At 49.3% G+C, this 14,924-nt stretch carries 12 protein-coding genes; 10 read left to right on the plus strand and 2 right to left on the minus strand.

Annotated elements, in window-relative coordinates:
* Window positions 1-120: 120 nt before the first annotated feature.
* Window positions 121-1,155, plus strand: a complete 1,035-nt coding sequence (locus tag SD10_RS16465) for an acyl-CoA reductase (RefSeq protein ID WP_046575174.1) — start codon at window positions 121-123, stop codon at window positions 1,153-1,155.
* An 82-nt stretch (window positions 1,156-1,237) separates the two neighbouring features.
* Here the strand turns inward: SD10_RS16465 and SD10_RS16470 are convergent, their stop codons facing one another.
* Entirely contained in the window at window positions 1,238-2,062 is an 825-nt protein-coding gene (locus SD10_RS16470; RefSeq protein WP_046579654.1) for a glycoside hydrolase family 16 protein, read from the minus strand.
* A 217-nt stretch (window positions 2,063-2,279) separates the two neighbouring features.
* Window positions 2,280-3,119: an alpha/beta hydrolase gene (locus SD10_RS16475; protein ID WP_046579656.1), complete on the minus strand. Its 840-nt coding sequence runs from the start codon at window positions 3,117-3,119 to the stop codon at window positions 2,280-2,282.
* 146 nt (window positions 3,120-3,265) lie between these two features.
* Here SD10_RS16475 and SD10_RS16480 point away from each other — a divergent pair, with 146 nt between their 5' ends.
* From SD10_RS16480 to SD10_RS16520, 9 genes are all read left to right on the plus strand, one after another.
* Window positions 3,266-3,970 carry an esterase family protein gene (locus SD10_RS16480; RefSeq protein ID WP_046575175.1) on the plus strand — a complete coding sequence of 235 codons (705 nt, stop codon included), beginning with the start codon at window positions 3,266-3,268 and terminating at the stop codon, window positions 3,968-3,970.
* A gap of 10 nt (window positions 3,971-3,980) precedes the next feature.
* Window positions 3,981-4,421 carry a DinB family protein gene (locus tag SD10_RS16485; RefSeq protein ID WP_046575176.1) on the plus strand — a complete coding sequence of 147 codons (441 nt, stop codon included), beginning with the start codon at window positions 3,981-3,983 and terminating at the stop codon, window positions 4,419-4,421.
* A 249-nt stretch (window positions 4,422-4,670) separates the two neighbouring features.
* On the plus strand, window positions 4,671-5,711 hold the full coding sequence (locus tag SD10_RS16490) for an ATP-grasp domain-containing protein (RefSeq protein ID WP_046575179.1): 1,041 nt from the start codon (window positions 4,671-4,673) through the stop codon (window positions 5,709-5,711).
* Between the two features lie 202 nt (window positions 5,712-5,913).
* The gene (locus SD10_RS16495) at window positions 5,914-7,008 is read left to right on the plus strand and encodes an alpha/beta hydrolase family protein (RefSeq protein WP_227698989.1); all 1,095 of its coding nucleotides are present in this window, start codon (window positions 5,914-5,916) and stop codon (window positions 7,006-7,008) included.
* Window positions 7,009-7,596: 588 nt separating this feature from the next.
* The gene (locus SD10_RS16500) at window positions 7,597-9,255 is read left to right on the plus strand and encodes a TldD/PmbA family protein (protein ID WP_046575181.1); all 1,659 of its coding nucleotides are present in this window, start codon (window positions 7,597-7,599) and stop codon (window positions 9,253-9,255) included.
* A 165-nt stretch (window positions 9,256-9,420) separates the two neighbouring features.
* Window positions 9,421-10,785 (plus strand): TldD/PmbA family protein, encoded by a 1,365-nt coding sequence (locus tag SD10_RS16505; RefSeq protein ID WP_046575183.1) that lies wholly within the window; start codon window positions 9,421-9,423, stop codon window positions 10,783-10,785.
* Window positions 10,786-10,857: 72 nt separating this feature from the next.
* The gene (locus tag SD10_RS16510; RefSeq protein ID WP_046575185.1) at window positions 10,858-12,498 is read left to right on the plus strand and encodes a TldD/PmbA family protein; all 1,641 of its coding nucleotides are present in this window, start codon (window positions 10,858-10,860) and stop codon (window positions 12,496-12,498) included.
* Window positions 12,499-12,720: 222 nt separating this feature from the next.
* The gene (locus SD10_RS16515; RefSeq protein WP_046575187.1) at window positions 12,721-14,058 is read left to right on the plus strand and encodes a TldD/PmbA family protein; all 1,338 of its coding nucleotides are present in this window, start codon (window positions 12,721-12,723) and stop codon (window positions 14,056-14,058) included.
* 190 nt (window positions 14,059-14,248) lie between these two features.
* Window positions 14,249-14,920, plus strand: coding sequence for a Uma2 family endonuclease (locus tag SD10_RS16520; RefSeq protein ID WP_046575189.1), 672 nt, complete (start codon window positions 14,249-14,251; stop codon window positions 14,918-14,920).
* The last annotated feature ends 4 nt before the right edge of the window (window positions 14,921-14,924 follow it).

Consider the following 14,924-nt stretch of genomic DNA (forward strand, 5'->3'; position numbering starts at 1 on the left):
TATATATAGTAAAAACTAGTTCTCTTAAATGGAACAACAAATATAATTATTTAAAGGTTGGCAACAAACTAATATTTCATTACATTAGTTGATGGAGTATTCCATTTGTTTATCCAATTCATGCTTTTATCAGAACGACTGCAAACGTTTGTGGCCCTAGGCGACTTCCTGCGCTCAGCCGACGCCCAACCCGAACTTGCACAAATTGCTCAACAAGCCAACTACAAAAATAACTGGTTCACCCTCGAAAACTCCCTGAATGCTCTTCAGGCAATTGCCAATGAGTTTCTTGTAGCCGACAAACTCTCCGCTTGGGTAAATCAATACATTGATATTCCAGGTGAAGAACCTATAAAAACACCCCGTGCTGTGGGCGTTGTGATGGCGGGCAATATTCCAGCTGTCGGTTTTCACGACATGCTCTGTGTGTTGGCGAGCGGTCATAAACTAATGGCCAAGCTTAGTAGCCAGGATTTTGTACTAATTCATTATTTAATACAAAAATTAAAAGAGATTAACCCCGCTTTTACGGAGTTGATCGTCGAAGCCGATCGGTTAAACGCGGCCGAAGCCTATATCGCGACGGGTAGTAACAACACAGCTCGTTATTTTGAGTATTACTTTGCCAAAAAGCCGCACATTATTCGTAAGAACCGCACGTCGGTTGGTTTGTTGATGGGTGAGGAAGGTGAAGAGGAGTTTCTGAAACTCAGCCACGACATCTCTGATTATTATGGACTAGGTTGCCGTAATGTCTCCACCATTCTGGTACCGGATGGATACGATTTCACGCCCTTTTTACGCACCCTTGAGCCACAAGTATCCATCTACCTGAACAACCACAAATACCAGAATAACTACGACTACAACAAGTCGATTTATTTGATCAATGCCATTCCTCACCTGGATAATGGCTATTTGTTACTGACGGAAAACGACGGATTAGTCTCCCCTATTTCGGTTTTGTACTTTCAGACTTACCAGACCCAGGCTGACGTAACCGCCTGGCTGGCGAACCATGCGGACCAGATTCAGGTAGTGGCTTCGGCCAAGGGCTGGTATCCTAGCAGTGTTGCCTTTGGTAGTACCCAGCGGCCCAGCCTGGCCGATTATGCCGACGGCATCGACACCATGGCGTTTTTGAAAAAACTTTAAATAAATGATGAGTGATGAATGACTACCAGACCACCTAGCTGCTCATTCATCACTCATCATTTATCATGCATCATTCACTATTCTACTGATACACGCGCACATAATCGACTTCCATACGCTGTGGCCAGATGGTTTCGTCTACGCCCTTCTGTCCGCCCCAGTTTCCGCCGACGGCTACATTTAAGATCAAAAAAAACGGTTGTCCAAAGGGCCATTGGGCTTCACTAGTGCCCAAAGCTGACTTTTGAACGGTGTAATATTTCTGGTCATCGACAAAGAAATCAATCTGATCAGTCGTCCACTCGATGGCATACAGGTGAAAGGAGCCGGTTACATTGTTTATCGATACGGCTTTACCCTTTTCGGTCTTTTTGGCGTGGTTGTAAGCTTCGGTATGTACGGTTCCATGAATAACGCCTTCATCGAAACCAACATGTTCCATGATGTCTATTTCGCCACTCCTGGGCCATCCAGCGGTTGATATATTCTTACCCAGCATCCAGACGGCAGGCCAAGTACCTACTCCTTTGGGCAGTTTAGCCATGGCTTCTATTCGACCGTAAGTCCAGGTTGCCTTATTCTGGGTTACTAGCCGGGCCGACGTATATTTTTGTCCTTTATACTCTTCCTTTCGGGCTTCAATAATCAGTTTTCCGTTTTCGATGCGGGCATTCTCTGGTCGCCGGTCGGTGTAATATTGCAGTTCGTTATTGCCCCATCCGTTTCCGCCAACTTCGTATCCCCACTTTGCGGAATCAGGCAAACCTGCTTTATCGAACTCATCCCTCCAAACCAACCTGCGACCGGAGGGCGGGTTTGCTCCACTCACGGGTACTTCTACCTCAGGGCTTTTGCAAGCCAGCAAAAGCACGATAACCCACGTTGCCAGTAGCTTTAATTCGTCCATGATTGATTCGTTGAGAAACGGGCCTAAATGTAAAAAAGAGTAGAGTTTAACCATTGAGCCACCAAGAACACAGCGATTGAACAATTAAAATTCAGCCGTTGCCACTCTGTGCTCTCAGTGGCTCTGTGGTTGATAAGTTTAGGCGATTGCTAGTTTTTAACCTGCCTGGAAGTATACTTCTTCCGCTTAGAAGGGCAAAGTGAGTATGTTTAGTTACTTACTCATTGGCGAATGCCCAGGTCAAAAAATCGGGCATGATGGCGCTCCAGGTTTCCTGATTGTGCTTACCTCCCTTTATTTCGACATAGCGAATGGCCTGCTCCCGATGGTAACCTTTTTTGACTAGCTCGTCCATCAGGTCAGTGGTGTCATCAATCGCATCAATGATCCCGTTGTTGTTCCGGTCGCTGGTTTCGTCTTCGGTACCAGTTTCAAACCAGAATTTGAGATTCCTGTGGTAAGCTCCTTTGCGAACCAGATCGTGCATGATTCGGTCGGTTTCGTCCCGGTAGCCATCGGCGGTGCTTTTACTTCGCCACCAGAATGAGCCCGAAAATACGCCTGCCCGACTAAACCGCTCGGGGTGATGAAACACAATATCGAAGGCCGATAATCCACCCAGCGAAAACCCGGCAAACACTGACTGGTCGGGTTCCGTGCGTACCCGATACTGCTTTTTGATGTAGGGCAACAGTTCCGTTAAGACAAAATCGGTATAGAGCGCGGCCTTGCTGCCCCGGTTCATGTAATCAGCTCTGGCCGCCGTGCCATACTCCTGAATCCGGTCGCCGGCATGAATACCGACCAATACAAATGGACGGATCGCCATTTTCTGATACAGTGAATCCAGCACACTGGTCATGTGCAGCCGGGATAAATCCTGCCCATCGTTCAGGTAAAGCACAGGGTATGCTATGTCTGTGGAATGGTAATTGGGCGGCAGAATGATGGTCAAATGGACCGTTCGATTGAGCGGAACGGACTGCAACGAATCAGGCTGTTGAACAGTTACGGTTGTTCGTTCAGCCTGGATATGAGCCGGTAAAGAGTCAGCCATAAAGAGAAAAAATGTCAGGACAAGTACAATCACGAGCTACAAAATTGAGATTTTTTCAACTCTTACCGGCCTGTTTTTTGCCAGCATTAGCTATTTCGGCTATTTTCATACGAAATTTGCATGGATCTCATCAAACAAACATACTTGTGCAGGAAGATTATAGAAAATTCTATTCACACCACCTCGGGCGCGACATCGAGATGCTTGTGTATGGAAACTGGGGGTATCCGATCGTGCTTTTTCCAACTTCCATGGGGCACTATTACGAATACAAAGACTTTGGCCTGACCGAAACAGCACGCTGGTTCGTTGAGACGGGCAAGGTTAAATTATATTGTATCGATAGCATTGATCGCGATAGTTGGTATGCCAAACACCTGCACCCTGGCACCCGGATCTGGAATCATGTGCTCTACGACCGCTTTCTGCATGAGGAGTTCGTGCCGAGTGTTCAGCGGGAATGTAACGTTCAGAAAATTGGTGTTTCGGGCGCTTCCTTCGGCGGTTACCATGCCCTTAATTTCGCCTTCCGGCATCCTGAACAGGTCGGTCATCTGCTCACCATGGGCGCTGCCTTTGACATTCGTTCGTTTCTGGGTGGATATTACGACGAAAACGTGTATTTCAACAACCCACCCGACTTTCTGCCCAATGCCCAGAACAACGAGTTTTACCACATGAATATCGTGCTGGGCACATCAGAATATGACTTTTGTAAAGACTCTAACTACCAGTTATCCGGCATTCTCAGCCGAAAAGGTATTCGTCATCAGCTGGACGTTACGCCCTGGGGTAACCACGACTGGCCTGTCTGGAAAGACCAGTTTCCGCGTTATCTGAGCATGATTTAACCACCCTACAATGGATGCCCTCGACCGTCTTACCGCGTATATTGACCAGGTACCTACTGGTTTGGGTAACTTATCCGAAGCTCAGATAACGAGCCAACAACCCGGAAAGTGGTCAAGGAAAGAAATCCTGGGGCATCTGATTGACTCTGCCATCAATAACCTGAAACGGTTTACGGATGCCCAGTTTGCCGACGGTTCTTATCTGGTTCAGCCCTACAATCAGGATGAGTTGGTACGGGTGAACCAATACCAACATGTACCGCTGGGACAGCTACTGGTTCTTTGGCAAAGTCTCAATAGGCAAATTTTAGTCGTCACCCGCGCTATACCGGAGGATACCCTGCGCCAACCGATTCAATTTAGTCAGATCAATACGAAGCTCAAAACGCTGGAGTGGCTCATCAATGATTATGTCGCTCACTTAGAGCATCATCTGAAAACACTACTGTAAAGTAATGTCGATTTCGTAAACGATACTACAGTGAATCTGTACCGGAGGACTCAGCCTGATCCAACGTGTCATGTATGGAAATAGTGGTGCCCAGCATCTTTTGTCGTTAGCTACGGGCGCGATTAACCCATGAATAGAACAAACAAACTATAAATCAGTATGTTTACCTCATCAACAGCCCGTTTGAACGAAACGTGTTGTAGTCATATCAATCGACAATACTAAAAAGCTCCCTCTAATTATCTTATTATGAGCACAAAAACCAAGATAGGCATCTTATTCGGCCAGGAGAACACATTCCCACAGGCATTTGTGGATCGCGTCAATGAAAAGCAAAGCCAGTTTCCGGCTGAGTTTGTCAGTATTGATCAGGTTGAACAAAGTGTGCCAACTGATTATGCCGTAATTATCGACCGGATTTCGCAGGATGTACCGTTCTATAAAGCGTTTCTTAAGAATGCCGCCCTGACCGGTACGGCCGTTATTAATAACCCCTTCTGGTGGAGTGCTGATGAGAAGTTCTTCAACAACGCACTGGCGGTTCAACTAGGAGTGCCCGTTCCAAAAACTATTCTGTTGCCGTCAAAAGAGCGGCCCGACGATACCAATCATAATTCGTTCCGCAACCTGCAACACATGGATTGGGATCGTATTTTCAACCATATTGGCTTCCCGGCTTTCATGAAACCCCACGCAGGTGGCGGCTGGAAGAGTGTCTATAAAGTAGATAACCCCGACCAGATGTTCAAGGCGTATGACGAAACAGCTCAATTAGTGATGCTGTATCAGGAAGCCATTGACTTCACCGATTATTTCCGATGCTATTGCATTGGTGGAAAAGACGTACGGATTATGCCTTACGAACCCCGCAACCCGCACCACCTGCGCTACGCGGCCCAGATGCAGACTACCGGCGACGCCGGTAAAAAGCTGCTGGCAACCATGACGGATTATGTGTTGAAGCTGAACCACGGACTTGGCTACGACTTCAATACGGTTGAGTTTGCTGTGCGCGATGGTATCCCAATTGCCATTGACTTCTGTAACCCTGCTCCCGATGCAGATATTCATTCGGTTGGTCAGGAAAACTTTGAGTGGGTCGTCGAGGCTGCTGCGAACATGGCTATCGACCGGGCGAAGAAGGCGAAAAAAGGCCAGGACAACCTCACCTGGGGCACATTTGTTCGCAACTCAGTGACGCATCTGGCACCCGCTCAGTCGAAAGAAGTAAAAGCACCCAAAACAGAGAAAGAACCCAAAGCAGAAAAACCGAAAAAGGGCAAGAAATAGTAACAATAAATTCTACTAATGATCGTGCCGTGGTTGGTTTCATCCCAGTCACGGCACGATCATTGATAAAGGGTATATAAAACGCCCAAAGCCATTACCCATCATCCACCGTATGCGTCAACCTGTACTGTTCACTTTTTTTTGTAGTTGTCTCTTCTTTTTTACCGCCTGCGGCCCAACATCAATCGTTAAGAAACCCGTCTTGATCAGCTCCAATCAGATCGTTTTTTACAACAACAGCATTCTCAGGCTTCTAACCACAACCAACGACTCGCTCGTTTATCAACCGGCTGACTACGAAGTAAGTATCAACCGAATTACGTATCAAACGACGCTTGATGACGGCACACCCATTACGGCATCGGGCATCGTGTATGTGCCCAGCCAGTTAGCAAGCCCTCAAAAAGCATATCCTCTGTTGAGTTTTCAGCACCCAACGGCCTACACGGATGCCGAAGCTCCATCGGGCAATAACTTTGCCTCACCAAACTTTACGTATCCGCTTTATTTCGCTACCCATGGCTATATCGTTGCCTGCCCCGATTACATTGGCTATGGGCTGACCGATAAGCTTCCTCATAATTATGAACATCGGCAAACACTGGCCCAGGCAACCGTCGATATGCTGCTGGCAGCCAAAGAGTTCCTGGATAAAAAAGACGTTACCTGGACAAAAAAGGTCTTTTTAACCGGCTATTCGGAAGGAGGTTTTGCTACGCTGTCCGCGCAGAAACTGCTGGAAGATGCCCATATAGATGACATTGAATTAGCGGGCTCAAGCTGCGGGGCTGGCCCATATGCTATGCCTGCTTTTTTTGACTACCTGACTCAGAAAACGACCGTTGGTGGTGGGGTAGCTAATTATATCTACATCTGGGAAACGCTCAGCTACGACCGTATTTATGGCTTGAAAAAACCAATTAACTATTACTTCCGGTCACCCTACGCCGAGCAGATAGCGCTATCACTCGATAACGCCCGGTCAATTACCACCAGCTTCGACAAAATTTGTACCGACGAGTTTCGGGCGGATGTATTAAATCCTTCCTCCTCTTTCAGGCAGGCACTCAGCGACAACGATCTGACCAACTGGTCGACCCAAACGCCTACTCAATTGATTCACAGTGAACAGGATGAGATCATCCCTTTTTTAAATTCGCAGCAGGCTTACACGGCCATGCGCCAGCGCGGATCATCGCGACTTAGCTTAGTTGCCTTGAAAACGGGGTTTCATGTGCCTACGGAGATTGTATTTATGAGTCGGTCGCTGAGCTGGTTCGATCAGTTGAAAAAATGACGGGTACGTTTCCAGCTTTTTCATTAGGAACGAGGAGCGTTCTCCTGACGAATACTTGTTTGTTATTTTCTTACATGGGTCGGCAATACGTCGACCCGTTTTTGTTGCTGGTGAGCCTTTCCGCCTTCTGTCTATAAATACACAACTCTCGCGGTCATCGGCAATGGAGAATAATCGTCTAGGAGAAAGGGCTGTGCGGACACTATAGCTACCCGATTAAGAATTTGATTGAGTGTAAGATCTCCCACGGTCTGTGTCCTCACAGACCGCTTACCCGGATGGCCTTAACCAGAACGGTTTGTGAGGACACAGACCGCGGGAACCCTTGACTGGACAACTAGTGTATTCCCACAGCCTTGGGTGTGTTACAGAGCTATATCAATAAATTTACCAAGCAGCTCACGGTCAAAGAATCAACTGCTCCTGAGCAGTTTTCCCGAATAATATTGGGGAATTATGCAGAGTATGCGCTTACCGTTCGTCACAAAATGCAACTTGTATATTAATTGATCCGGGTTTTTCAGCCATATTCGTGTTTTCAGAGAACAGTTTAGCCTCAATCATCAACACTCATCTTCTTTTTAGTACATGCAAAGACGAGACTTTATCCAGTTGTCTGGCTTAGGCATTGGCGGTTTATTAACAGCGTCGATTCCCGTTCTGGGAAACGCTGTGTCGCCGGAGTACCTGCTTGAAGCAAGCGGCCGGGGCGTTGGCATCGATAATGCTGCAAAAAAACGACTTGCCGACATTGCCCTCAATGCAGCCAAAAGCAAGGGCGCTACCTACACCGACGTTCGTATTGGCCGCTATCTTCAACAGTTCGTGTTTACCCGTGAGGCCAAGGTTCAGAACATTGCCAATGCCGAATCCTTCGGGGTAGGCATTCGGGTCATTGCCAACGGAACCTGGGGTTTTGCCGCTACCAGTGATGTAACTCCACAGGCCATCGCCAAATGCGCTGAAACCGCCGTGGCGATTGCCAAAGCCAACGCCCGCCTACAAACTGAACCGGTGCAACTGGCTCCGCAAAAAGGTGTTGGTGAGGTTACTTGGAAAACCCCGATCAAGAAAAATGCTTTTGAGATTCCGGTTCAGGAGAAGATCGACCTGCTCATGAAGGTGAACAGCGAGGCCATGAAAAACGGGGCGGCCTTCGTGACCTCGAACCTGTTCTTTGTCAACGAGCAAAAGTACTTTGCCTCCACCGATGGTTCCTACATCGATCAGGACGTTCATCGCATTTGGCCAACGTTCACGGTGTCGGCGGTTGACCGGGCGGTGGGCAAGTTCAAAACCCGCGACGCGCTCAGCTCGCCGATGGGCATGGGCTATGAATACCTGGATGGCCTGGCGTCAGAAAAAATTGCCGCCCCGAACGGCCTCGTCGGTTACCGAAACTCCTACGACATGGTAGAAGATGCCATTCTGGGCGCCAAACAGGCAAAAGAGAAATTAACGGCCAAGACCGTGCAACCCGGCAAGTACGACCTCGTGCTTGACCCGAATCACCTGGGCCTGACCATTCACGAATCCGTGGGTCACCCAACCGAACTGGACCGGGTGTTAGGCTATGAAGCCAACTATGCCGGAACCAGTTTCGCCACCCTCGATAAGTGGAAAACCAAGAATTTCAACTACGGCAGCAAACTAGTCAATATTGTCGCCGACAAAACCCAGCCCCATACCCTCGGAACCGTTGGTTACGATGACGAAGGTGTTCCCTGCAAAGAATGGGATTTAATTAAGGATGGCATTCTGGTCAACTACCAGGCCATTCGCGACCAGGTGGCTATCCTGGGCGAAAAAGAATCGAACGGCTGTTGCTACGCCGATAACTGGGATTCCGTCCAGTTCCAGCGAATGCCAAACGTTTCCCTGAAAGCAGGCAGCGAAAAACGGTCGGTATTCGACATGATCAAAGGCGTCGACAAAGGCATATACATTATAGGACGAGGTTCGTATTCCATTGACCAGCAACGGTATAACTTCCAGTTCGGCGGACAGCTATTCTACGAAATCAAGAATGGCGAAATCGTTGGAATGCTTGACGATGTGGCGTATCAGTCCAATACGCAGGAATTCTGGAACTCCTGCGCCCAACTTTGCGACAAAGACGATTACCGCACGTTCGGTTCGTTCTTCGATGGCAAAGGGCAACCTTCGCAGGTCAGTGCCGTTTCACACGGCAGCGCCACTACCCGATTCAATGGGGTCAACGTGATCAATACAGGACGGAAAATATAGACGGTTTACGGTTTTTAATTTTCGGCGGTCCGTCGCTACGGTTAGCTGACGCATGAGATTGCGGACGCCGGTTCCCGATGCAGTCGGCTAACCGTAGCGACGGACCGCCGAAAACCTCAAACCACAAATCGTAAACCGTATACAACCATTATTACCCTCAACAAGATGGCAATCTTAACCAAAGAAGAAGCAAAAAAAATAATCGATAAGGTATTGGCTTACTCAAAAGCTGATGAGATGAGTGTCAGTTTAACGGGTGGCCGGACGGGCAACATTCGATACGCCCGTAACTCCGTATCGACCAGTGGTGAATCCGATAACCTGGCCCTAGCGGTGACGGCAGTATTTGGCAAGCGTTCCGGCACGTCGACCATCAACGAGTTTGACGATGCCTCGCTCGAAAAAACCGTTCGTCGCGCCGAAGAAATTGCTAAGCTCGCCCCTGAAAATCCGGAATACATGCCTATGCTGGGTCCACAAAAATACCTGGAGACCAGCACGTATTCGGAGAATACGGCTAAAATAGACCCCGAATTTCGGGCGAAGGCCGCTTTCGACAGCCTGGACCCCTGCCGCCAGAAAAACCTGACGGCCGCTGGCTACATGGAAGACTCGACTGGCTTTGCGGCTCTCGGCAACAGTAAAGGCCTTTTCGGCTATAACCGGGCAACAAACGTTGATTTCTCGATCACTGTCCGCACGGCTGATGGCCTCGGTTCGGGTTACGCCAATCCTGATGTTACGGACGTTAGCAAACTCAGCACGAAGGCATCCACCGAAATAGCGATGCAGAAAGCGCTGGCATCGGCCAGTGCAAGAGCGCTGGAGCCCGGCAAATACACCGTCATCCTGGAGCCTACGGCTTCGGTTGAGTTACTGCAAAACATGATGCGTAGCATGGATGCCCGTTCGGCCGACGAAGGCCGGAGCTTTCTGAGCAAAAAAGGCGGAGGCACCCGTTTGAACGAAAAACTCTTCGACGAACGGGTCAACATCATCAGCGACCCCATGAATGCTGAACTTCCCCTATCGCCCTTCGGCGGTGGAGGGGGCGGTGGCGGAGGTGGCGGCCGTTTTGGTGGGGGTGGCAGCGATGGGCTTCCACAGGAAAAAAGAACCTGGATCGAGAATGGCGTTGTCAAAAACATGTTCTATTCGCGCTTCTGGGCAGATAAAAAAGGGGTTGCGCCCATTCCGGCTCCCGGTGGCTTCATCATGCTGGGCGGTACACAGTCGCTGGCGGACCTGATCAAGAGTACCGATAAAGGTATTCTGGTAACCCGCTTCTGGTATATCCGCGCCGTCGACCCACAAACGCAGCTTTACACCGGCCTGACGCGGGATGGTACGTTCTACATCGAGAATGGCAAGATTAAGTTTCCGATCAAAAATTTCCGGTTCAACGAAAGCCCGGTCATTATGCTCAACAACGTCGAAGCGTTAGGCAAACCGGTTCGGGCTGGTGGCAATCTGATACCACCGATGAAGATTCGGGACTTTACGTTCACGAGCTTGTCGGATGCCGTATAGGGCTACTAGTTATTTCGCAGAGATCCACAGAGTTGTCTCTGTGTTACAACACTTTAAAAGTACACTCCAACCATGAACCGTCGAGATTTTAACCAACTTTTAGGCATGGGAACCGCTGGTATCCTGTTGCCTAGTTTGCCCGCCTTTTCGCGTACCGTTAGTCCTGAAGCCCTGCTGGAAGTAGGTATGGATGTTGCTCAGAAGAAGCGCTTAGCCGATGCGGCCCTCAACGCAGCCAAAAGCAAAGGAGCCACTTATTCCGATGTGCGCATTGGCCGCTATCTCAACCAATTCGTCATTACACGGGAAGATAAAGTGCAGAACATCGTCAACACCGAATCCTATGGCGTTGGCGTTCGCGTTATTGCCGATGGCTGCTGGGGCTTTGCGGCCGTTGTCGATGCAAAAAACGAGGCTGATATGGCAAGAGCCGCCGAAAAAGCCGTGTCCATCGCCAAAGCCAATGCGCGTCTGATGAAGGAACCCGTACAATTAGCGCCCCAAAAAGGATACGGCGAAGTTTCCTGGAAAGCGCCTATCAAACGTAACGCCTTTGAAGTGCCCATTCAGGAGAAAGTCGATTTACTCCTTTCCGTGAATAGTGCGGCTTTGCAAAATGGGGCCAACTACGTGAATTCGGTGATGTTCATGGTGAACGAACAAAAATACTTTGCCTCCACCGACGGTACGTATGCCGATCAGGACATTCACCGCATTTGGCCCAACTTCACTGTGACAGCCATTGACCCAAAGACCGGTAAGTTTGAAACCCGAAATACCCTAAGTTCACCGATGGGTATGGGTTACGACTATCTGCAGGTTAACCCGGCCGATAAAGTAACGGGAATTACGACCCGCTACAACATGGGCTACGACATGCTGGAAGATGTAACGGCGGCTGCCAAACAGGCGCGCGCCAAGCATTCGGCCAAGTCGGTAGAGGCTGGCAAGTATGATCTTGTCCTCGACCCATCACACCTCTGGCTTACCATTCACGAATCAGTGGGCCACCCGCTCGAACTGGATCGGGTACTGGGTTATGAAGCCAACTTTGCCGGAACCAGTTTCGCAACCCTCGACAAATGGCAGTCCAAGAATTTCAACTACGGCAGCAAGCAGGTCAATCTGATTGCTGATAAAACGCAGGTTGGGTCATTGGGCGCGGTTGGTTATGACGATGAGGGCGTAAAAACCAAGAAGTGGGATCTGGTGAAAGAGGGTACACTGGTGAATTACCAGGCGATCCGCGATCAGGTTCATATTATTGGCGAGAAAGAATCGCAGGGTTGCTGCTATGCCGATAGCTGGAGCTCGGTGCAGTTTCAGCGCATGGCCAATGTATCGCTGGCGGCTGGCAAAACGCCGTTGTCCGTTCAGGAAATGATCAAGGATGTGAAAAAAGGCATCTACATCATCGGCGATGGTTCCTTCTCCATCGACCAGCAACGCTATAACTTCCAGTTTGGCGGTCAGTTGTTTTACGAAATCAAAGATGGTCAGATAACCGGCATGTTGAAAGACGTGGCTTATCAGTCCAATACACAGGAATTCTGGAATTCGTGTGCACAGGTTTGCGACGAACGCGACTATCGCCTGGGCGGCTCCTTCTTCGACGGAAAAGGCCAACCCTCCCAATCGAGTGCTGTTTCGCACGGTAGCAGCACGGCCCGTTTCAACGGCGTCAATGTGATCAATACAGCCCGGAAGATTTAAGTTTTGGGTTTGTTGGTTCCTCGCCGGGGTTTGTTGGTTTGTGGTTTATGGTCGCGCATCCGTGGCCTGTGTCCTCACAGGCCACACGTCCGAACGGAAACAGGTTGCTGACGCGCAAGTGGCCTGTGAGGACACAGGCCACGGATGCACAACTACAAACCGTAAACCTCAAACCAACAAGCCGTAAACTAACAAACCATCTCCCACTACCACAGACATAACATGGCTATCATACTCACTGAAGCAGAAGCAAAAGCACTGCTCACGAAAGTTCTCAGTTACTCAAAAGCCGACGAATGTGAGGTTAACCTACTTGGCGAAGAGCGAGGTAATCTGCGCTATGCTCGTAACGAAGTATCGACCAGTGGCTCACTAATCAATCAGAACCTGCAGGTACAATCAGCTTTTGGCAAAAAAGTTGGTGTCGCCACAATTGATGAGTTCGATGACGCATCGCTCGAAAAAGTAGTTCGCCGGGCCGAAGAACTAGCTAAACTGGCTCCCGAAAACCCTGAATACATAGGCCTCCTGGGACCACAGCAATACCAAAAGTCGACTGGTTTTTTCGATTCGACCGCCAAGGTCACGCCTGATACGCGAGCCGAAGTTGTGGCGAAAAGTCTCGAATTATCCCGCGCGCAGAATCTGGCAGCCGCTGGTTTTCTGCAGGATAATTATGGGTATTCGGCCATGATGAACTCGAAAGGCCTGTTTGCCTACTACCCCAGCACCAACGTAAACTTCTCATTGACCGTCCGCACGAACGACGGGAAAGGCTCGGGTTATGTAGCGCGTGGCTATAGCGATTTCAGCAAACTGGATACGGCCGCTGCCACCCGAATCGCGATTCAGAAAGCAAAAGGATCGGCCGAAGCGCGGGCCATTGAACCCGGCAAATACACGGTAATCCTGGAACCGACAGCGGCTGTCGTTCTGCTCGAAAACATCTTCTACAACATGGATGCCCGCTCGGCCGATGAAGGTCGGTCGTACTTCAGTAAGTCTGGCGGCAAATCACGTTTGGGCGACAAAATTGTAGACGAGCGCGTCACCATTTACTCCGATCCAACCAACCCGGAGTTGCCCGCTTCGCCCTGGTCGGGCGATGGACGGCCGCAGGAAAAAACGATGTGGATTGAAAAAGGCGTTGTTAAGAACCTGGCGTACTCGCGTTATTGGGCACAGAAGCAGGGCAAGAAAGCCACACCGTTTCCCAACAACTTCATTATGCTGGGTGGATCGGCTTCGCTGGAAGACATGATCAAAAGCACCCAACGCGGGATTCTGGTTACGAAACTCTGGTATATTCGGGAAGTTGACCCGCAAACCATTTTGCTGACCGGTCTCACCCGCGATGGGACTTTTTACATTGAAAATGGTAAGATCAAGCATCCGGTCAAGAACTTTCGGTTCAACGAGAGCCCGGTGATTATGCTGAACAACCTGGAGTCATTAGGGAAACCTGAGCGTGTTGTCAGCACGGAATCGGACCAGAACTACCTGATTCCGCCCATGAAGATTCGGGAGTTTACGTTTACGAGTTTGTCAGACGCGGTGTAAGACGAGCCCAACAGCTTTCTTGTAAAGAGATGTTGGCCTTTATAAGTAGACTGTTACAGTAGCGTCAAGTACTAAAATCGGACGCTACTGTAACCAGTACTAAATAGGGTTTAATGGGCTATAACGTAGAGTTGATTTCCCAACCTAGCAGAATTCTCCGTAACTTCACTAGCGATCAATACCGTATTAAATGCTTGACACCCGTGTTGCTGACCTTTTGGAAGCCCCCGATGCCAAATTAGTCATTGAACGAGCACAGGCTATTCTGGCCGATGAAGCCCAACGTCGTCGGGCGTTTCGGGAGTGGCTGCGCGATGATATCAAAGCCGAGTTTATTAATGGTGAAGTCATTATGCACTCGCCCGTTAAGCGTCGGCACTTGGATGCCTCCAAATATCTTGAAAACCTGCTTCAGAATTTTGTTCTTTTAAAGAACCTGGGCGTCGTCGACTCAGAGAAAGCCCTTATTGGCCTGACTCGCAATGACTACGAACCAGATGTTTACTACTGGAATAGTGAAACATCCCATTCATTTGAGGATGATCAGATGGAGCATCCAGCGCCCGATCTGATCGTTGAAATTCTGTCCAAAAGCACCACAGGCCGGAATAGGGGCGTTAAGTTCGAAGATTATGCCGCTCATGGTATTCAGGAATACTGGATTATTGACCCCGTTCGTAAATCGGTGGAGCAGTATCAGTTAGACGAGGGAACGATGGCATTTGCTTCTGTAGCCGTCCTGTACATAAATGATACGCTGAGTGCCATAACCGTACCTGGGTTTCAGATTCCAGTTCTGGCCATTTTCGATAAGCAAACGAATCTGGATACCCTGCGAGCGCTCCTGACAAAACCCGACTGATTCA

It is taken from the genome of Spirosoma radiotolerans (genome assembly GCF_000974425.1).
Classification (GTDB): Bacteria; Bacteroidota; Bacteroidia; order Cytophagales; family Spirosomataceae; genus Spirosoma; species Spirosoma radiotolerans.